21 protein-coding genes are annotated in these 17,893 nt (G+C 65.3%); 9 read left to right on the top strand and 12 right to left on the bottom strand.

The genetic code is table 11. The annotated features are described in order from the left end of the window. Nucleotides 1-35: 35 nt before the first annotated feature. The 4 genes from AC1DYD_RS06410 to bfr form a co-directional block, all read right to left on the bottom strand. Nucleotides 36-839 carry a DUF4198 domain-containing protein gene (locus AC1DYD_RS06410; RefSeq protein WP_478171908.1) on the bottom strand — a complete coding sequence of 268 codons (804 nt, stop codon included), beginning with the start codon at nucleotides 837-839 and terminating at the stop codon, nucleotides 36-38. Between the two features lie 35 nt (nucleotides 840-874). Beyond that, complete coding sequence (locus AC1DYD_RS06405; protein ID WP_478171907.1) at nucleotides 875-1,396, bottom strand: DUF2271 domain-containing protein; 522 nt, start codon at nucleotides 1,394-1,396, stop codon at nucleotides 875-877. Nucleotides 1,397-1,416: 20 nt separating this feature from the next. Next, complete coding sequence (locus AC1DYD_RS06400; RefSeq protein WP_478171906.1) at nucleotides 1,417-2,061, bottom strand: PepSY-associated TM helix domain-containing protein; 645 nt, start codon at nucleotides 2,059-2,061, stop codon at nucleotides 1,417-1,419. Nucleotides 2,062-2,257: 196 nt separating this feature from the next. Further along, the gene (bfr, locus tag AC1DYD_RS06395) at nucleotides 2,258-2,734 is read right to left on the bottom strand and encodes a bacterioferritin (RefSeq protein ID WP_478171905.1); all 477 of its coding nucleotides are present in this window, start codon (nucleotides 2,732-2,734) and stop codon (nucleotides 2,258-2,260) included. A gap of 217 nt (nucleotides 2,735-2,951) precedes the next feature. On the opposite strand from bfr, the gene ahpC reads away from it, so the two are divergent. Further along, nucleotides 2,952-3,524 (top strand): alkyl hydroperoxide reductase subunit C, encoded by a 573-nt coding sequence (gene ahpC, locus AC1DYD_RS06390; protein WP_478171904.1) that lies wholly within the window; start codon nucleotides 2,952-2,954, stop codon nucleotides 3,522-3,524. Between the two features lie 82 nt (nucleotides 3,525-3,606). After that, the gene (gene ahpF / locus AC1DYD_RS06385; RefSeq protein ID WP_478171903.1) at nucleotides 3,607-5,184 is read left to right on the top strand and encodes an alkyl hydroperoxide reductase subunit F; all 1,578 of its coding nucleotides are present in this window, start codon (nucleotides 3,607-3,609) and stop codon (nucleotides 5,182-5,184) included. A 20-nt stretch (nucleotides 5,185-5,204) separates the two neighbouring features. Here ahpF and ppsR read toward each other — a convergent pair whose 3' ends face one another. Beyond that, nucleotides 5,205-6,026, bottom strand: a complete 822-nt coding sequence (gene ppsR / locus AC1DYD_RS06380; RefSeq protein WP_478171902.1) for a posphoenolpyruvate synthetase regulatory kinase/phosphorylase PpsR — start codon at nucleotides 6,024-6,026, stop codon at nucleotides 5,205-5,207. Between the two features lie 189 nt (nucleotides 6,027-6,215). Between ppsR and ppsA the strand changes: the two genes are divergently transcribed. The 7 genes from ppsA to dnaB all read left to right on the top strand — a co-directional run bounded on the left by ppsA (nucleotide 6,216) and on the right by dnaB (nucleotide 12,566). After that, nucleotides 6,216-8,609 (top strand): phosphoenolpyruvate synthase, encoded by a 2,394-nt coding sequence (gene ppsA, locus AC1DYD_RS06375; protein ID WP_478171901.1) that lies wholly within the window; start codon nucleotides 6,216-6,218, stop codon nucleotides 8,607-8,609. 209 nt (nucleotides 8,610-8,818) lie between these two features. Continuing rightward, on the top strand, nucleotides 8,819-9,334 hold the full coding sequence (locus AC1DYD_RS06370; RefSeq protein ID WP_478171900.1) for a hypothetical protein: 516 nt from the start codon (nucleotides 8,819-8,821) through the stop codon (nucleotides 9,332-9,334). A 183-nt stretch (nucleotides 9,335-9,517) separates the two neighbouring features. Beyond that, complete coding sequence (gene rpsF / locus AC1DYD_RS06365; protein ID WP_478171899.1) at nucleotides 9,518-9,892, top strand: 30S ribosomal protein S6; 375 nt, start codon at nucleotides 9,518-9,520, stop codon at nucleotides 9,890-9,892. Between the two features lies 1 nt (nucleotide 9,893). Further along, nucleotides 9,894-10,190 (top strand): primosomal replication protein N, encoded by a 297-nt coding sequence (gene priB / locus AC1DYD_RS06360; RefSeq protein WP_478171898.1) that lies wholly within the window; start codon nucleotides 9,894-9,896, stop codon nucleotides 10,188-10,190. 57 nt (nucleotides 10,191-10,247) lie between these two features. Beyond that, nucleotides 10,248-10,529, top strand: a complete 282-nt coding sequence (gene rpsR / locus AC1DYD_RS06355) for a 30S ribosomal protein S18 (protein WP_007830781.1) — start codon at nucleotides 10,248-10,250, stop codon at nucleotides 10,527-10,529. A gap of 13 nt (nucleotides 10,530-10,542) precedes the next feature. After that, entirely contained in the window at nucleotides 10,543-10,995 is a 453-nt protein-coding gene (rplI, locus tag AC1DYD_RS06350) for a 50S ribosomal protein L9 (RefSeq protein WP_478171897.1), read from the top strand. 170 nt (nucleotides 10,996-11,165) lie between these two features. Then, on the top strand, nucleotides 11,166-12,566 hold the full coding sequence (gene dnaB / locus AC1DYD_RS06345) for a replicative DNA helicase (RefSeq protein WP_286367287.1): 1,401 nt from the start codon (nucleotides 11,166-11,168) through the stop codon (nucleotides 12,564-12,566). Here the strand turns inward: dnaB and AC1DYD_RS06340 are convergent. From AC1DYD_RS06340 to AC1DYD_RS06310, 7 genes are all read right to left on the bottom strand, one after another. After that, nucleotides 12,563-13,267 carry a helix-turn-helix transcriptional regulator gene (locus AC1DYD_RS06340; RefSeq protein ID WP_478171896.1) on the bottom strand — a complete coding sequence of 235 codons (705 nt, stop codon included), beginning with the start codon at nucleotides 13,265-13,267 and terminating at the stop codon, nucleotides 12,563-12,565. The genes dnaB and AC1DYD_RS06340 overlap by 4 nt on opposite strands. 28 nt (nucleotides 13,268-13,295) lie before the next feature. Further along, a complete protein-coding gene (locus AC1DYD_RS06335; protein WP_478171895.1) occupies nucleotides 13,296-13,745 on the bottom strand; it encodes a GyrI-like domain-containing protein in 450 nt (149 codons plus the stop codon). A 20-nt stretch (nucleotides 13,746-13,765) separates the two neighbouring features. Further along, entirely contained in the window at nucleotides 13,766-14,215 is a 450-nt protein-coding gene (locus tag AC1DYD_RS06330) for an EVE domain-containing protein (protein WP_478172022.1), read from the bottom strand. A gap of 13 nt (nucleotides 14,216-14,228) precedes the next feature. Beyond that, the gene (locus AC1DYD_RS06325) at nucleotides 14,229-14,600 is read right to left on the bottom strand and encodes a VOC family protein (protein ID WP_478171894.1); all 372 of its coding nucleotides are present in this window, start codon (nucleotides 14,598-14,600) and stop codon (nucleotides 14,229-14,231) included. A 315-nt stretch (nucleotides 14,601-14,915) separates the two neighbouring features. Beyond that, nucleotides 14,916-16,664, bottom strand: coding sequence for a PhoH family protein (locus AC1DYD_RS06320; protein ID WP_478171893.1), 1,749 nt, complete (start codon nucleotides 16,662-16,664; stop codon nucleotides 14,916-14,918). A gap of 190 nt (nucleotides 16,665-16,854) precedes the next feature. After that, nucleotides 16,855-17,331, bottom strand: coding sequence for a peroxiredoxin (locus AC1DYD_RS06315; RefSeq protein WP_478122107.1), 477 nt, complete (start codon nucleotides 17,329-17,331; stop codon nucleotides 16,855-16,857). A 130-nt stretch (nucleotides 17,332-17,461) separates the two neighbouring features. Then, the gene (locus tag AC1DYD_RS06310) at nucleotides 17,462-17,845 is read right to left on the bottom strand and encodes an Mth938-like domain-containing protein (RefSeq protein ID WP_478171892.1); all 384 of its coding nucleotides are present in this window, start codon (nucleotides 17,843-17,845) and stop codon (nucleotides 17,462-17,464) included. Nucleotides 17,846-17,893: the final 48 nt, after the last annotated feature.

Below are 17,893 nucleotides of genomic sequence, written 5' to 3'. Positions count from 1 at the left end.
CGAAGGGCGCGGCGCGGCCGGATCGTCCGTGGAATTCAGGGCATCACTTCCAGGGTGGCGGCGTAGCTCAGTCGGCGCTCCTTGGCCTTCGGCACCGAGGTGTTCTTGTCCGTCGTGCTGGCGTCGAGCCAGTACATGCCGGCTTCCGGCCAGGTCACGCTGAACTGGCCCTTGGCGTCGGTCTTGAGCTTGAGCTCGTCGAGCTTGTCGCGATAGCGGGTGTTGCCCAGCGTGACCGTGACCTCGAGCGCCTTGGCGGGCTGGCCGTCGAGCTGCAGCGTGAAGCTGGTCTTCTCGCCTTTCACCAGATCCGTCGGGTTGGCCGTGACCAGCTCGAGGCCCTTGCCGGTCGGGCGCAGCGCGCTGGGCTTGCCGACGGTGACGAAGGTCTCGTTGCGGCCCGCCGACTGCGTGATCTCGACCTCCAGCGCATCGGCCGGGATCTGGGCCGCGAAGTTTTCGGGCGTGCCGCGGGCGCGCTTGGGCTGGCCGGTGGCCTTGTCCTTCCAGCGGGCGAAGACGCCCTCGTTGAGCAGCGCGACGCGGTAGGTGCCGGACTGGGTCAGGTTCAGGTCGAACACGCTGCGCAGCTTGCCCTTGAAGACGTTCTCGGGCTTGAGCGTGCTGCCGTCGGGTGCGGTGACCGCCAGGCTGTCGATGTTCAACGGGACGTGGTTGAAGAAGAAGAGGTCGTTCGACACCGCGGCGTCGACCGTGATCCAGTCCGCCTTCGACAGCACGGTGCTCGACGGCATCAGCCAGGCGTTGTGGGCCTGGACGGCCGCGGTGCCGGCGCAGAGGGCGAGGCCGAGGGCGAGGGTGCGCAAAGTGACTTTCATGATGGATTCCGAAGAGCTTGGAGACGAAGAAGGGGTCAGGGCTTGAGTTCGAGCGAGACTTCGCCGAGCTCGCTGCTGCCCGCGACCTGCGATTGCTCGGCCTTCGCGGGCGGCCACTGGAAGGGGATGCTCACGATCTCGCGGCCGCCGACCTCGCGCGCCGCCTCGACATACAGCTTGTAGGCACCGGGCGCCAGCTTGGGCAGCGCCACGGCGCCTTCCGATACAGCGATCTGATGCTTGCCGGCGGGCCGTGTGGCGCTGCTGACCCCATCGATGGGCATCTGCAGCTCGCGGCCGGTGCGCCGCCACCACTGGCGCATGTCCTTGAGCCACTTGGTGCCTTCGCCTTCCGCGTTGCCCTTGTTCTTGACGTCGTACCAGACCGCCAGCGTGCCGGCCACCGACTGGTCGGGCCGCTCGATCCAGGCCGCCACGTAGGGTCGGTGGTACTCGGCCACGTTGAGGCGCGGCACTTCGATGTTGACCGTGAGCCCCGCGGCGAAGGCCGGTGCGCCGAACAGGGCGGCGAGCGCAAGGGAGTAGCGAACTTGCACGAAAAACCTCTTTTCCTGAATCAGTGGATGAACAGCAGCGCAAGCAGCACCGGGATGACCAGGCCCATGCCGACCATCGGCCAGGTGAAGGGCCGGTTGCCGGCGTGCATCTTGAGGATGAAGAGCCCGGTGATCGAGAACACCAGCGTGGCGGCCGCGAAGAGGTCGATGAACCAGCTCCAGGCGGCGCCGCTGTTGCGGCCCTTGTGCAGGTCATTGAAGTAGGAGAGCCAGCCGCGGTCGGTGCGCTCGTACTCGGCCTCGCCGTCGGCGAGGTTCAGCCGCAGCCAGGCGTCGCCGCCGGGGCGGGGCAGGGACAGGTAGATCTCGTCGTCCGACCACTCGGCATCGCGCCCGGCCGTGTCGATGGCCCATTGTTTCCGGATCCAGTGCTGCAGATCCGCGGGCAATTCGGCCTTGCCCTTCTGCGCCTTGGCCGCGGGCAACCGCTCCAGTAGCGCCTCGCGCAGCGCATCGTCCACCGTCGCGGTCCGGCTCGTGACCTTCGGCTTGGCTTCGATGCCGGCCGCGTGATTGAGCGTGAAGCCGGTGATGCCGAACAGCAGCAGGCCGATCAGGCAGAGCGCCGAACTGACCCAGTGCCATTCATGCAGGGTCTTCAGCCAGTAGGCGCGGCGGCGGTTGTCGGAGGGGGCGGCGGTCATCGGAGCGGAGGATTCTAGCCGCTCAGATGCGAATGAATTCTATTTGCAAGTGCGGGGACCGACCCCGTCGAAGCGAGCGGATGTCGCTTCAGGCATTACTGTGCCTAAGCTTCGTGCTCGCATTTCGATAGCAATGAAGTTTCGTAAAGTCGAAAAAAAGCGGGGCCTTGCCCCGCTTGCCTGGCGTCCTGCCCGCCTACTCGATCTCGCCCATCTGCGACTGCAGGTAGTTCTGCAGCCCGACCTTGCCGACCAGGTCGATCTGGGTCTCGAGGAAATCGATGTGCTCCTCGGTGTCGTCCAGGATCTCCTGCAGCAGGTCGCGCGAGACATAGTCGCGCACGCTTTCGCAATGGGCGATGCCGGCCTTGATCGTCGCCTGCGCGCCGGTCTCGGACCGCAGGTCGCATTCGAGGATCTCGGGCACGTCCTCGCCGATCTGGAGCTTGGCCAGGTCCTGCAGGTTCGGCAGGCCGTCGAGCATGAAGATCCGGTCCATGAGCTTGTCGGCATGCTTCATCTCGCCGATCGACTCGTCGTATTCCTTCTTGGCCAGCTTGTCCAGGCCCCAGTGCTTGAGCATCCGGTAATGCAGGAAGTACTGGTTGATCGCCGTCAGCTCGTTCTTGAGCTGCGCCTGCAGGTGATCGATGACTTGCGGGTCGCCCTTCATGATTTTTCCTTGTTCTTCAAAAGGGTCGATTGTGAGAGCCCGCCGCGGGGCGGCGCAAGTAAACCCATGCGCCGGCACTCTGCATGCGGGTGAGGGTGATAGGTGTTCGCATTCATAGGGGTGCCCAATGCTTTTAATAGCGCATCACTATTGGTTGGCAATGATTGGTAGTTATACTAATCGCTCGCACTTTTCATCAGCCACCAAGGAAACCTACATGTCCCTGATCAACACCGAAATCGTCCCGTTCAAGGCCACCGCCTATCACAATGGCAAGTTCGTGCCCGTCAGCAACGAGAACTTCAAGGGCAAATGGTCTGTCGTCGTGTTCTACCCGGCCGACTTCACCTTCGTGTGCCCGACCGAACTGGGCGACCTGGCCGACCACTACGCCGAATTCCAGAAGCTCGGCGTCGAGGTGTATGGCGTGTCGACCGACACCCACTTCACCCACAAGGCCTGGCACGATACGTCGGAGACCATCGCCAAGGTCCAGTATCCGCTGATCGGCGATCCGAGCCAGCAGCTGGCGCGCGCCTTCCAGGTGCTGATCGAAGAAGGCGAAGACGCCGGCCTGGCCTACCGCGGCACCTTCGTGATCGACCCCGAAGGCAAGATCAAGACCATCGAAGTGCACGACAACGGCATCGGCCGTGACGCCGCCGAATTGCTGCGCCGCGTGAAGGCGGCCCAGTACGTCGCCGCTCACCCGGGCGAAGTCTGCCCCGCCAAGTGGACCGAAGGCGCGGAAACGCTCAAGCCCTCGTTCGACCTGGTCGGCAAGATCTAAGCCGCCTCGTTCGCGCCACGGCCCGGGCGCGTTTGCTCCCGGGCTTTTTTGTTCCCATTGCATTCAAGAAGAGAGTCTCGCCATGCTCGACGCCGGCACCAAATCGCAACTCAAGAGCTACCTCGACCGCATCACGCAGCCGGTCGAGATCGTCGCATCGCTCGATGACGGCAAGGCGTCAGGCGAACTGCAGGCGCTGCTGAAGGACGTGGCCGAATCGTCGCCGCTGGTGAAGGTCACCGAGAGCCGCGACGACAACCATCGCAAGCCTTCGTTCTCGATCAACCGGCCCAGCGAGAACCACGGTCCGCGCTTCGCGGGCCTGCCGATGGGCCATGAATTCACCTCGCTGGTGCTGGCGCTGCTGCAGGTCGGCGGCTACCCGCCCAAGGTCGACGACGCGGTGCTGCAGCAGATCCGCGCGCTCGACGGCGACTTCGAGTTCGAGATCTACATCTCGCTGACCTGCCACAACTGCCCGGATGTGGTGCAGGCGCTGAACCTGATGGCGATCCAGAACCCGCGCATCAAGACCACCATGATCGACGGCTCGCTGTTCCAGGACGAGGTCAAGGAACGCCAGATCATGGCCGTGCCGACCGTGTTCCTGAATGGCACCGAGTTCGGCCAGGGCCGCATGAGCCTGGAGGAAATCCTCGCCAAGATCGACACCAGCGGCGTCGAGCGCGAGGCGAAGAAGATTGCGGGCAAGGATCCGTTCGACGTGTTGATCGTCGGTGGCGGCCCGGCCGGCGCGGCTGCGGCGGTGTATGCGGCGCGCAAGGGCATTCGCACGGGCGTCGCCTCGGAGCGCTTTGGCGGCCAGGTCCTCGACACCATGGGCATCGAGAACTTCATCTCGATCAAGGAAACCGAAGGGCCGAAGTTCGCGCTGGCGCTCGAGGAGCACGTGCGCGACTACGACGTCGACATCATGAATCTGCAGCGTGCCGCGGCATTGGTTCCGGGCCAGGAGTTCATCGAGATCAAGCTCGAAAGCGGCGCCACCCTGAAGAGCCGCTCGGTCGTGATCTCGACCGGCGCGCGCTGGCGCAACATCAACGTGCCGGGCGAGCACGAGTACAAGAACAAGGGCGTGGCCTATTGCCCGCACTGCGACGGCCCGCTGTTCAAGGGCAAGCGCGTGGCCGTGATCGGCGGCGGCAACTCGGGCGTCGAGGCGGCGATCGACCTGGCCGGCATCGTCGGTCACGTGACCCTGATCGAGTTCGACACCCAACTGCGCGCCGATGCGGTGCTGCAGCGCAAACTGCGCAGCCTGGCCAACGTCAAGGTCATCACCAACGCGCAGACCACCGAGATCACCGGCGACAGCCAGAAGGTCAACGGCCTGGTCTTCGAGGATCGAGCGAGTAACGAAAGCCATGCGGTGCCGCTCGAGGGCGTGTTCATCCAGATCGGCCTGGTGCCGAATACCGATTGGCTCAAGGGCACGGTCGAGCTGTCGAAGCACGGCGAGATCGTGGTCGACGCCAAGGGCCAGACCTCGGTCCCCGGCGTGTTCGCTGCCGGTGATGCAACCACGGTGCCGTTCAAGCAGATCATCATCGCCGCGGGCGACGGTGCGAAAGCCGCGCTGAGCGCCTTCGACCACCTGATCCGTACGTCGGCCCCCGCAGAGGAAGCCGTCCCCGCCTGACCCGGCCGGCGCGGCGGCGCTCAATACGTCAGACGCTCGGGCCGAAGCTCCTGCAGGATGGTGGTGGCGATCTCCTCGATCGACTTGGTGGTGGTCGACAGCCAGCGGATGCCGGCCCGCCGCATCATGGCTTCGGCCTCGCTGACCTCGTGGCGGCAACTCTCGAGGCTCGCATAGCGCGAGTTCGGGCGCCGCTCGTTGCGGATCTCGCTCAGGCGCTCGGGCTGGATCGTCAGGCCGAAGATCTTCTTGCGGTGCGGCATCAGCGCCGGCGGCAGTTGGCGGCGCTCGAAATCCTCGGGGATCAGCGGGTAGTTGGCGGCCTTCAGGCCGTGCTGCATGGCCAGATAGAGCGAGGTCGGCGTCTTGCCGCTGCGGCTGACCCCGACCAGGATCACGTCGGCCCCCTCGAGGTCGCGGTTGCTCTGGCCGTCATCGTGCGCCAGGCTGAAATCGATGGCCTGGATCCGGGCGTCGTATTCCTTGCTCTTGCTGACGTCGCTGAAGCGGCCGATGCGATGGTTCGACTTCATGGCCAGCTCGATCTCGAGCGGCCGCACGAAGGTGCCGAACATGTCGAGCAGCATCCCCTTGCAACCGGTCTCGATGACTTCGAGCACCTCCATGTTCGCCAGCGTCGTGAAGACGATCGGCCGCAAGCCCTCGATTTCGGCCGTGTGGTTGATCTTCCGCACCGCCTGGTGGGCCTTGTCGACGGTGTCGGTGAAAGGCAGCCGCACGTGGCGGGGCTTCATCTCGAACTGGGCCAGGACGGCATTGCCGAAGGTCTCGGCGGTGATGCCGGTGCCGTCGGAAACGAAGAAAACTGTGCGTGTATGCATATTTGGGGGGCCTTGTCCTGCGGCAGGCCAAAGCCGGCCGCGCCTACAATCCGGCCCATTATCGGGAAAGCCGAACGCATTTCCCGGCCCAAATTCCAGCATGCACCTCCCGCCGATGCCCAGAGCAAGAAGAACGATCGCGTTGTGCCGTCCGCATGCAGCCACAGTTTCAACTTCTGGAGCTTTCCCATGTCTGACCTCTTCGAAGCGACCGCCCTGGTCGTACCGTTCGAACAACTGAGAATGACCGACGTCGAGTCGGTCGGCGGCAAGAACGCCAGTCTCGGCGAGATGATTTCCCAACTGCCGCAGGGCGTTCGCGTCCCGACCGGCTTCGCGACCACCGCCCACGCCTTCAGGCAGTTCCTGGCCCACGACGGCCTGGCCGACAAGATCAGCGCCCGCCTCGCCAGGCTGGACACCGAGGATGTCCGGGCCCTGGCCGTCGCCGGCGCCGAGATCCGCGCCATGGTCGAGGCCCAGCCCTTCCCGGCCGACCTGCAGAAGGCGATCACCGAGGCCTTCGCCACCCTGTCGGCCGGCAATCCGCAGGCCAGTTTCGCGGTCCGCTCGTCCGCCACCGCGGAAGACCTGCCCGACGCCTCCTTCGCGGGCCAGCAGGAAACCTTCCTGAACGTGGTCGGCATCGAGGACGTGCTGCACAAGATGAAGGAGGTCTTCGCCTCCCTCTACAACGACCGCGCGATCAGCTACCGGGTCCACAAGGGATTCGCCCACGACGTGGTGGCGCTTTCGGCCGGCGTCCAGCGCATGGTGCGCAGCGACCTCGGCGCCGCCGGCGTGATGTTCACGATCGACACCGAATCGGGCTTCGAGGACGTGGTCTTCATCACTTCGAGCTACGGCCTCGGCGAGACCGTGGTGCAGGGCGCCGTGAACCCCGACGAGTTCTATGTCCACAAGCCGACGCTGCGCGCCGGCAAGCGCGCGGTGATCCGCCGCAACCTCGGCTCCAAGCTGATCCAGATGGAGTTCGCGACGGCCGCCGAGAAGGCCGCCAGCGGCAAGCTGGTGAAGACCACCGATGTGCCGACCGAGCAACGCAACCGCTATTCGCTGAGCGACGCCGACGTCGAGCAACTGGCGAAGTACGCGCTGGTGATCGAAGAGCACTATGGCCGCCCGATGGACATCGAGTGGGGCAAGGACGGCACCGACGGTCAACTCTACATCCTGCAGGCGCGCCCCGAGACCGTGAAGAGCCAGCAGCAGGGCAAGGCCGAGCAGCGCTACAAGCTGCTGGGCCGTGGCGCCATCCTGGCCGAGGGCCGCGCGATCGGCCAGAAGATCGGCACCGGCCCGGTGCGCCTGGTCCACAACATCAGCGAGATGGACAAGGTCCAGGCCGGCGACGTGCTCGTGACCGACATGACCGATCCCAACTGGGAGCCGGTGATGAAGCGCGCCGCCGCGATCGTCACCAACCGCGGCGGGCGCACCTGCCACGCGGCGATCATCGCGCGCGAGCTCGGCATCCCGGCCGTGGTCGGCTGCGGCGACGCCACCGACCTCCTCAAGGACGGCACGCTGGTCACGGTCAGCTGCGCCGAAGGCGACACCGGCTTCATCTACGACGGCCTGCTCGAGACCGAGGTGACCGAGGTTCAGCGCGGCGAGATGCCCTCGATCGACCTCAAGATCATGATGAACGTCGGCAATCCGCAGCTGGCCTTCGACTTCGCCCAGCTGCCGAACCACGGCGTGGGCCTGGCGCGGCTCGAGTTCATCATCAACAACAACATCGGCGTCCATCCGAAGGCGATCCTGGACTACCCGAACGTCGATGCCGACCTCAAGAAGGCGGTCGAGTCCGTGGCCCGGGGCCATGCCTCGCCGCGCGCCTTCTACGTCGACAAGGTGGCCGAGGGCATTGCCACCATCGGTGCGGCCTTCTGGCCCAAGCCGGTGATCGTTCGCCTGTCGGACTTCAAGTCGAACGAATACCGCAAGCTGATCGGCGGCAGCCGCTACGAGCCCGAGGAAGAGAACCCGATGCTGGGCTTCCGCGGCGCGGCGCGCTACCTCAGCGGCGAGTTCAGCGAGGCCTTCGCGATGGAGTGCGAGGCGCTCAAGCGCGTGCGCAACGAGATGGGCCTGACCAACGTGCAGATCATGGTGCCCTTCGTGCGCACCCTGGGCCAGGCCGAGCGCGTGACCACGCTGCTGGGCGAGCACGGCCTGAAGCGCGGCGAGAACGAACTCAAGCTGATCATGATGTGCGAGGTGCCGAGCAACGCGATCCTGCCGGAGGAGTTCCTGAAGTTCTTCGACGGCTTCTCGATCGGCTCGAACGACCTGACCCAGCTCACGCTGGGCCTGGACCGCGACTCCGGCCTGGAACTGCTGGCGGCCGACTTCGACGAGCGCGACCCGGCGGTCAAGGCGCTGCTGGCGAAGGTCATCAAGACCTGCAAGGCCCAGGGCAAGTACGTCGGCATCTGCGGCCAGGGCCCCAGCGACCATCCGGACTTCGCGCTCTGGCTGGCGGAGCAGGGGATCGAGTCGATCTCGCTGAATCCCGACAGCGTGATCGAGACCTGGCAGCAACTGGCCAAGCGCTGAAGCTGCGCCTGACAGCGCGGCGGGGGCAGGGGTGTCACCGCCGTGCAACGACTTGCGTCACGGTTTTCGTGTAATCCTGGTGTCAGCTTGGTGTATTTGCAACCAAATGCATCTTTGGTGTCAAACTCCAGGCCAATCGGGGCGCGGTGGCGCACCAGGACCGTCTCCGGCCCGCTGGCGCTCCCAGACCTTGGCGTCGAGGAAACCCCATGATTCTTGTCAAGACCGAAGCCGGGCAGCGCGTTCTCAAGGACCGCTCCATCGCGCTGACGCCGCGTCAGCGCACCGCGTTCATCCTGTTCGATGGCAAGCGCAGCGTCAGCGAGGTGCTCGAAGGCGGGATGGGCGTGAGTCGCGAGGACATCGACCAGATGGTCGCGCAGGGCTTGCTGCAACAGGTCGGCGAGAGTGGGGCGCCTGCTGCTGCCGCTGCCGCACCCGATCGCACGGCGCCGCCGCTGTCGGCGCCAGCCGCCATTGCACCCGTGCCCGCCTCGGTGACGATGCCGCCGGCTGCGGCTCGCTCCGACCAACAGCGCTACAAGGACGCCTACCCGATCGCTACCCAGCTGACCGGCAGCCTGGGCTTGCGCGGCTTCAGGCTCAACCTCTCGGTCGAGGGCAGCTCGACCTGCGAGCAATTGCTGGAGCTTTTTCCCAAGATCCAAGCCGCGGTCGGTCCCGAGAAGGCCGCTCCGCTCGAACGGGCGCTGCGCGGGAGCTGAGCCCCCACGGGCCTCGCTTCGCGTGGGCGCTGCCCCCAAGGGCGCGCATGCCGCCTCGGGGCTGCCCGGTGCCGGTCAGGGTGCTATAATTTATGGCTTTGCCTTGCCACACCACGTCTGACGCCGCGGGTGGCTCAACCCCTTTCCTCGAAAAACATCGGGGGAAATCCACAAGGAGTGCCAATGCGTCACTATGAAATCATTTTGCTGATCCACCCGGATCAGAGCGAACAGGTTCCGGCCATGCTGGAGCGCTACAAGGGCCTGATCACGGCCGGCGGCGGCAAGGTCCACCGCGTCGAAGACTGGGGCCGTCGCCAGCTGGCCTACCAGATCAACAAGCTGAACAAGGCGCACTACCTGTGCGTGAACATCGAGGCCGAGCAGACCGTCATGGCCGAACTCGAGCACGCGTTCAAGTTCAACGACGCCGTCCTGCGCCACCTCACCGTGGTCAAGAAGAAGGCCGACACCGGTCCTTCGTCGATGATGAAGACGGTCGAGCGCGAAGAGGCCCGCAAGGCCCAGCAGGCCGAGTACGCTGCCAACAACGGATGATGTGAATACTGCCGCGGTCAATCAGCTGCTGCTGACTGCCTGCGTCGCCGAACTCGGAGCCTTGCGTTACACGCCTGCCGGATTGCCCGCCGTCGACCTGCGACTCGAACACGAGTCGACAGTGACCGAAGCGGCCCAGCCCCGACAGGTCAAGGCGGCCATCAAGGCCGTCGCCTTCGGCGCAGTGGCCGAGCGGCTCGCAAGACAGGAGCTGGGCAGTCTCTGGCGATTCCAGGGCTTCCTCGCGACACCGGGTACGGCCAAGCATCCCGTGCTTCACATTCAAGAATTTTGTTAATTCATCGCGGGACAGATCTTCAGCTCTGTCCTCGACTATTTAAATAGAGGTCCAAAAATGGCCACGTTCAAGAAATTCAACAAGGACAAGCGTCCGAAGCGCAACACCCAGTCGCTGCTGTTCAAGCGCAAGCGCTTCTGCCGCTTCACCGTCGCCGGCGTCGAAGAGATCGACTACAAGGACATCGACACCCTGCGCGACTTCATCAGCGAAAACGGCAAGATCATCCCCGCACGCCTGACCGGCACGCGCGCGATCTACCAGCGCCAGCTCAACACCGCGATCAAGCGTGCGCGCTTCCTCGCGATGGTGCCGTACAGCGACCAACACCGCGTCTAAGGAGCGACACACCATGCAAGTCATTCTTCTGGACAAAGTCGTCAACCTCGGCGTCCTCGGCGAAATCGTCAAGGTCAAGGACGGCTACGCCCGCAACTTCCTGATCCCCTCGGGTCGTGCGCGCCGCGCCACCGAAGCCAACAAGGCCGAATTCGAAGCCAAGCGCGTCGAGCTCGAAAAGGCTGCGGCCGCCAAGCTGGCCGAATCGCAAGCCCAGGGCGAAAAGCTCGGCGGCACCACCGTCAAGCTGACGCAGAAGGCCGGCGTCGACGGCCGCCTGTTCGGCTCGGTCACCAACGCCGACGTCGCCGAAGAGCTCAACAAGCAAGGCTACAAGGTCGCGAAGGCGCAAGTGCGCATGCCCAACGGCCCGATCAAGGTCGTCGGCGACAGCACCGTCAGCGTCGCGCTGCACACCGACGTGGTGGTCGAGATCACCGTCACCGTGTACGGCGAGAGCGCCTGATCGTCCGACGCGCTTCACGCGCGTGAAAGAGCCGCCTTCGGGCGGCTTTTCTTTTTCCGGTCGGCCCGGTTGTCCCGCGCGCTGCACCGGAAGATCACTGCTTATTCACAGCCTTGTCCACGTGACGCCGCGCCCGGCCCGGCTTAGCATGCATGGTTGCAAGGAACTTCATGTCCGCACTCTTTTCCTACGCCGACAACGACCCGTCGTCCGACCGCCAGATCGCGCAACTGCGCATCCCGCCGCATTCGATCGAGGCCGAATCGAGCGTGCTGGGTGGCCTGCTGCTCGACAACGGCGCCTGGGACCGCATGGGCGACGTGGTGGTCGACGGCGACTTCTATCGCCATGAGCACAAGCTGATCTACGCCGCCATCGGCACGCTGATCAATGCCAGCAAGCCGGCCGACGTGATCACGGTCTACGAGCAGCTGCAGAACCTCGGCAAGGCCGACGAGATCGGCGGCCTGGCCTACCTCAACTCGCTGGCGCAGTACGTGCCGAGCGCCAGCAATATCCGCCGCTACGCCGAGATCGTGCGCGAGCGCTCGATCCTGCGCAAGCTGGTGAGCGCCAGCGACGAGATCGCGACCAACGCCTTCAACACGCAGGGCAAGGCGGTCGACAAGATCCTCGATGAGGCCGAGCAGAAGATCTTCAACATCGGCGAGGAAGGCTCGCGCATGAAGCAGGGCTTCCAGGGCATGGACTCCCTGGTGGTCGAACTGCTCGACCGCGTGACCGAGATGGCCGAGAACCCGAACGACATCACGGGCGTGCGCACCGGCTTCTACGAGTTCGACAAGATGACTTCCGGCCTGCAGCCGGGCGACATGATCGTGCTGGCTGCCCGGCCGTCGATGGGCAAGACCTCGCTGGCGATCAACATCGCCGAGCACGTGGCGCTCAACGAAGGCCTGCCGGTGGCGGTGTTCTCGATGGAAATGGGTGCCTCGCAGCTGGCGGTGCGCATCGTCGGCTCGATCGGCCGCATCGACCAGGGCCACCTGCGCACCGGCAAGCTGACCGACGAGGAATGGCCGCGCCTGACCGAAGCCATCGAGAAGCTGCGCAACGTGTCGCTGCACATCGACGAGACGCCCGGTCTCACGACCAGCGAGCTGCGCGCCAATGCGCGCCGGCTGGCGCGCCAGTACGGCAAGCTCGGGCTGATCGTGGTCGACTACCTTCAGCTCATGAGCGTGTCGAGCAGCATGAACGACGAGAACCGCGCGACCGCCGTGGGCGAAATCTCGCGCGGCCTGAAGATGCTGGCCAAGGAACTCAAGTGCCCGGTGATCGCGCTGTCGCAGTTGAGCCGTGGCGTCGAGAGCCGGACCGACAAGCGCCCGATGATGAGCGACCTGCGCGAGTCCGGCGCGATCGAGCAGGATGCCGACATCATCATGTTCATCTACCGCGACGACTACTACGACAAGAACAGCAAGGAGCCCGGCGTCGCCGAGGTGATCATCAGCAAGCACCGCAACGGCCCGACCGGCACCGTCAAGCTGGCCTTCCTGAAGCCGCTGACCAAGTTCGAGAACCTCGCGGGCGGCAACGACTTCTAGCGTGTCGCGCCGGTATTGTCCGCGTCGGCCTTGAGCCGGCGCAGCATGTCGGCCAGGGTCTTGCCGGGCTCGTCCCTGAAGCGCTCCGGCAGCACTTCGATCTGGTCGATGCGGTCGAGCCGGAAACCGCGAAAGTCGTCGCGCAGCTCGCACCAGGCCGAGAAGGTCCAGACCTTGCCCCAGTAGAAGCAGCCCAGCGGCCGCACCGTGCGCTGGCTGGCGGCGCCGGCGACGTCGCGGTAGTCCATGCGCAGCTTGTGGCGCGATTGCACGGCCTCGCGCAAGGTCTGCAGGCGCTCGCGCGTGCCGGCGTCGAGCACATAGGCCGGGGCGTAGAGCGCCAGGCTTTCGGCCGACACCCGGGCCGCCGGCGGCAGCACCGACAAGATCTTGCCGAGCGCCGATTCGATGTCGCGCGCCATCGCGGCATCGACCCAGCTCTGCGCCAGCCGCGCCGACGCCACCAGTGCGGCCGCCTCGTCCTGCGTGAACATCAGCGGCGGCAGGTCGAAGCCGGCGCCGAGGCGGTAGCCGACGCCGGCCTCGCCCTCGACCGGTACGCCCTGGCGCTGCAGGTCGGCGACATCGCGGTAGACCGTGCGCTCCGACACCTCGAGCCGCCGCGCGAGAAAGGCGGCCGTGGTGAGACGGCGCCCGCGAATGATCTGGACGATCTGGAACAGGCGGTCGGCACGGCGCATCGAACGAGCTTAACGCTGCCGAGATCCCTTACAGGACCCCGATATGGATCGCCACCTCTTCGGGCCCGCTGTAGGCCTCGAAGTCGCTGCGATAGCGGCGCTGGATCTCCGGATGGGCGTCGAAGTAGGCCCAGATCGTGTCCCAGAGGTCGATCACCATTTGCGGCATCTGTCCTTTCGCGCTGAAGACCAGGTAGTTGCCGCCTTCGATGCGCACGCTCGCGGGCCCGTCGGCCACCGCAACGCCGGTCGTGATGTCGAAGGCGCCGTGGACGTCGGCCTCATAGCCCGAGTAGACGCCGTAAAGCCGCATGTCGTCGACCCGGTGTGGCGTCTTTTCATAGATCCGCTCGCCGAAGAAGCGGTCCCACAGGGTGCCGATGCGCGCGGCCTGGGGATCGCTCTCGTCGCGGTTCGTCGTGCGCGCCGTGAGTCCGGCAACCTTGAAGGGGTCGAGGCGTTGAAGTTGGGGTTGCATGATTTTCTCCATCGTCGGGTTCAAAGGCCGAGGCCTTGGCGATCGGCGTTCATGGCGGCGGCGATCAGGTTGAAATCGTGGTCGTTGACCTCGAGGACGCCGAAGCGGAACTTGCTGCCCCAATGCTTCGGATCTTCGACGAAATCGAACTGGTCGATCAGCGGCACGATGGGCGCCTCGCGGGCCGCGGCGTAGCGTACGTCGCGCCGCCACGGCACGAAGCCATTGCCCATGTCGGCCTCGTAGGGGGCATCGCCCTGCACGACACCGATCGAAACGAAGCTCTGCAGCCTGTCGGCCACGCCGAGCTCGGTGGTCGGGGCGTAGTAGGCCACGCGGTCGCCGGCCTTGATGCGCTTGAGGGGGGCCAGCTTGCCGTGTCCGACCTGCATGAAGCCGCCCGCGGCGTTGTCGCGCCCGCGGCGCGCATGTTCCGCGCTGGCGATCGCGATCCAGTTCCTGTGCGTCAGGGTGCTCATGGTTTCAGGCCAGGGCGTGCAGTCCGACTTCGTTGCCTTCGGTGTCGCGCAGAACGGCGAAAGATCCCATGTCCGCCGGCAGCGCGGTCTTCGGTGTCACGATCTGCCCGCCTGCCGCGGCGACGCGAGACAGCGCCGCGTCGATGCTCGGCATGCAGTCGAGATAGATGCGCACGCCGCTGCCCGCCGCGGCGGCGCGCGGGCTGCCGGCCACCAGGCAGCCGCCGGTGGCGGGCTGCTCGTAGGGAAAGATCGCCATCGGCTCGCCGCCCATGTCTTCGCGCTTCAGCGCGCGGCCGAGCACCTTCTCGTAGAAGGCCTGCGCCCGGTCCAGGTTGGCGACGGGGATTTCGAACCAGTTGATGGTGGTGTTCATGGTGGTTTCCTCAGTGGGTGAAAGAAGCCTCCATGCTGCGCGCCGCCTGCTGACAGCGTAGTGTCAGCAGGCTTCAGCAGTGTGAGGAACGGCGGCCGCGCGCAGCGCAGGCCTGTTCGTGAAACACCGCGGAACTGGCTTTGCCAGGCCGCTGGTGTTGCCCCCGGTAGGGGGTGGGCGCCCGGACACGAAGTGCCGGGCAACCTGGGGGCGAGCAACAGTCCCACCGCGGAACTGGCTTTGCCAGGCCGCTGGTGTTGCCCCCGGTAGGGGGTGGGCGCCCGGACACGAAGTGCCGGGCAACCTGGGGGCGAGCTAAAGGACTTCGCTGGCGAAGTCGGCGAGTCGCGAGCGTTCGCCGCGCGCCAGCGTGATGTGACCGCTGTGCGGCCAGCCCTTGAACTTGTCGACCGCGAAGGTGAGGCCGGAAGACCCCTCGGTGAGGTAGGGCGTGTCGATCTGCGCCAGGTTGCCCATGCAGATGATCTTGGTGCCCGGGCCGGCCCGCGTGACCAGCGTCTTCATCTGCTTGGGCGTCAGGTTCTGCGCCTCGTCGATGATCACGTACTTGTTCAGGAAGGTGCGCCCGCGCATGAAGTTCATGCTCTTGATCTTGATGCGGCTGCGGATCAGCTCGTTGGTCGCCGCGCGGCCCCATTCGCCGGCGCCGCCGCCGTCGCCCTTGGCCAGGAACTCGAGGTTGTCGTCGAGCGCGCCCATCCACGGACCCATCTTCTCTTCCTCGGTGCCGGGCAGGAAGCCGATGTCCTCGCCCACGCTGACGGTCGCGCGGGTCATGATGATCTCGGTGTAGCGGCGGTCGTCGAGCACCTGCGTCAGGCCCGAGGCCAGCGCCATCAGCGTCTTGCCGGTGCCGGCGGTGCCGGTCAGCGTGACGAAGTCGACGTCCGGATCCATCAGCAGGTTCATTGCGAAGTTCTGCTCGCGGTTGCGGGTATTCACGCCCCACACCGCGTTCTTGACCGAGCCGTAGTCCTTGAGCGTCTTGAGCACCGCGGTCTTGTCGCGGATCTCGGTCACGCGCGCATACATGCTGGGCTCGCCGGGCGCCTCGAAAAACACGAACTGGTTGATGTAGAGGTTCGGCACGATCGGGCCGCTGACGCGGTAGAAGGTGCTGCTGCCGCTCTGCCAGCTCTCGACCGTCTTGCTCTGGCGGGTCCAGAAATCGGCTGGCAGGGCCAGCGAGCCGGCGTAGAGCAGGTCGCCGTCTTCGAGCGTCTTGTCGTTCTGGTAGTCGTCGGCGGCAAGCCCGAGCGCGCGCGCCTTGACGCGCATGTTGATGTCCTTCGACACCAGCACCACTTCCTGCTTCGGCCGGCCGGGCGCGTCCTCGGTGTAGAGGTCGCGCAGCGCCTGCACCACGCCCAGGATCTGGTTGTCGGCCTTGCCCTGCGGCAGGCTGGTCGGCAGCGTGTAGTCGAGCGGCGCGGTCTGGAAGAACAGCTTGCCGCCGGACTCGCGATGGCCCGTCGTGTCCAGCCTCAGGCCCTTGCCGATGTCGGCACCCTGCGCGCCCGCCAGCGCGTCGAGCGTGCGGCTGGTCTGGCGGCCGTTGCGCGCGACTTCGGTGGTGCCTTTCTTGTGGCCGTCGAGCTCTTCCAGCACGATCATCGGCAGGAAGATGTCGTGTTCCTCGAAGCGGAACAGGCACATCGGATCGTGCAGCAGCACGTTGGTGTCGAGCACGAAAAGTTTGGGCGGGCCGTTCGACTTGCTGCGCTTGGGGCGCGGCGCTGCCTGCGGCGCCGGGGCGGGCGCCGAGACCCTGGCGCGCGTCTCGACCTGGATGGCCGGCTCCGGGGCCGGGCGTGCAGGCGCCTTGGCCTTGGGCGGCAGCGCTGCCGGCTCGATCGCGCCGCCGGCTTCGGCGGCGTGGCGGTCGAACAATTCGAGCGGCTGGGGTCCGTTCGAGCCGCTTTGCTCAGTCCTGCGGTCGGACGAGCGGCGGCCGCTGCGTCCGTTCGAGGAGCGGGCGGGCGCGTCGTGCGCGTCCGGCGAAAGCAGTGCAGCGCGTTTCGTGGGGGCGGGAGGCAGGGGCATGAGGGGTGTCGCTCGCAAAAAGAAGGGGGCCAGAAAGCGAAAAAGCCGCCTGAAGACCAGGGCGGCTTTTTTCGGTGGATGCGGTCGTGGAGCTCAACGGCATGGGGCCATTATGCACATCGCACGTGACGCAACCGGTGATCGTTGCGCTTCGCCAACGCGAACGCGCAAAACCACACGAATTCAGGCTTCAGGCGGATTTCTTGAGCGCCTTGACAGCCTTCAGGACGTCGTCGACATGTCCCGGGACCTTGAGGCCGCGCCATTCGGCCTTCAGGACGCCGTCGGCGCCGATCAGGAAGGTGCTGCGCTCGATGCCCTTGACCTTCTTGCCGTACATGATCTTGTTCTTGACCACACCGAACATGTGGCACATCTTTTCTTCGGTGTCGGCGATCAGCTCGAAAGGAAGTTCGAGCTTTGCCTTGAATTCGTCGTGCGACTTCATGTTGTCGCGCGAAACGCCGAACACCGTGGCACCGGCCTTCTCGAAATCCTTGTAGCGGTCGCGGAATTGCATCGCTTCGGTGGTACAGCCGGGGGTATTGTCTTTGGGGTAGAAATACATGACCAGCACGTGGCCAAGATGAGAAGTGTTAGAAACCTTCAGGCCGCCGGTCGCATTGGCGTCGAATTCGGGAATGGGTTTGTTGACAACGATCGCCATGAAACTTGTTTTCTCCGTTTGATTCCATGCCCGACCCGGTCGAAGTCTGTCGGGAGCATGGAGGATTGGTCGTTGCTAACTGAGGGCGGGCCGCCGGTTCGCAACCCGCGATTTTACCCCGAAATAGCTCCTATTGGCCTGCAGGTTTCTCGATCAGGAGGGCTGCGAGCACATGGCGGCCCTCGCTCGCGAGAATGTTGTAGGTGCGGCAGGCGGCGGGCGTGTCCATGGTCTCGACGCCTGTGCGCTGCGCCATCAGGGGTTGGAGCCAGGCCGGCTGCGGGAAACGGATGCGCTTGCCGCTGCCGAAAATGATCAATTCGGCGCCGAGTTCTGCCAATTTTGCGAAATGTTCCGCCCCGAGCTGGCCGAAGTCGCAGGCGTCCCACTCGAAACGCTCCCCGCGGGAGCCGACCACGACGCTGGATTCGACCCGTTCGTTGTTGATGGCGACCCAGCCCGGGCCGTGCGCAGTGAGGGTCTGGACGTCGGATTTGTCAGGCTGGAGCTTCATCGGGGACGGGGTTGAAATGTGGTCAAATTATAGGTTTTCCCCTGCGCA

Source organism: Variovorax sp. P4_B11 (genome assembly GCF_056402355.1).
This window is presented reverse-complemented; position numbering and strand designations above follow the sequence as displayed.

Coding starts and splice junctions, on each gene's coding strand:
- AC1DYD_RS06410 (WP_478171908.1), bottom strand. CDS start 839: ATGAAAGTCACTTTGCGCACCCTCGCCCTCGGCCTCGCCCTCTGCGCC.
- AC1DYD_RS06400 (WP_478171906.1), bottom strand. CDS start 2,061: ATGACCGCCGCCCCCTCCGACAACCGCCGCCGCGCCTACTGGCTGAAG.
- bfr (WP_478171905.1), bottom strand. CDS start 2,734: ATGAAGGGCGACCCGCAAGTCATCGATCACCTGCAGGCGCAGCTCAAG.
- ahpC (WP_478171904.1), top strand. CDS start 2,952: ATGTCCCTGATCAACACCGAAATCGTCCCGTTCAAGGCCACCGCCTAT.
- ahpF (WP_478171903.1), top strand. CDS start 3,607: ATGCTCGACGCCGGCACCAAATCGCAACTCAAGAGCTACCTCGACCGC.
- ppsR (WP_478171902.1), bottom strand. CDS start 6,026: ATGCATACACGCACAGTTTTCTTCGTTTCCGACGGCACCGGCATCACC.
- ppsA (WP_478171901.1), top strand. CDS start 6,216: ATGTCTGACCTCTTCGAAGCGACCGCCCTGGTCGTACCGTTCGAACAA.
- AC1DYD_RS06370 (WP_478171900.1), top strand. CDS start 8,819: ATGATTCTTGTCAAGACCGAAGCCGGGCAGCGCGTTCTCAAGGACCGC.
- rpsF (WP_478171899.1), top strand. CDS start 9,518: ATGCGTCACTATGAAATCATTTTGCTGATCCACCCGGATCAGAGCGAA.
- rpsR (WP_007830781.1), top strand. CDS start 10,248: ATGGCCACGTTCAAGAAATTCAACAAGGACAAGCGTCCGAAGCGCAAC.
- rplI (WP_478171897.1), top strand. CDS start 10,543: ATGCAAGTCATTCTTCTGGACAAAGTCGTCAACCTCGGCGTCCTCGGC.
- dnaB (WP_286367287.1), top strand. CDS start 11,166: ATGTCCGCACTCTTTTCCTACGCCGACAACGACCCGTCGTCCGACCGC.
- AC1DYD_RS06340 (WP_478171896.1), bottom strand. CDS start 13,267: ATGCGCCGTGCCGACCGCCTGTTCCAGATCGTCCAGATCATTCGCGGG.
- AC1DYD_RS06335 (WP_478171895.1), bottom strand. CDS start 13,745: ATGCAACCCCAACTTCAACGCCTCGACCCCTTCAAGGTTGCCGGACTC.
- AC1DYD_RS06325 (WP_478171894.1), bottom strand. CDS start 14,600: ATGAACACCACCATCAACTGGTTCGAAATCCCCGTCGCCAACCTGGAC.
- AC1DYD_RS06320 (WP_478171893.1), bottom strand. CDS start 16,664: ATGCCCCTGCCTCCCGCCCCCACGAAACGCGCTGCACTGCTTTCGCCG.
- AC1DYD_RS06315 (WP_478122107.1), bottom strand. CDS start 17,331: ATGGCGATCGTTGTCAACAAACCCATTCCCGAATTCGACGCCAATGCG.
- AC1DYD_RS06310 (WP_478171892.1), bottom strand. CDS start 17,845: ATGAAGCTCCAGCCTGACAAATCCGACGTCCAGACCCTCACTGCGCAC.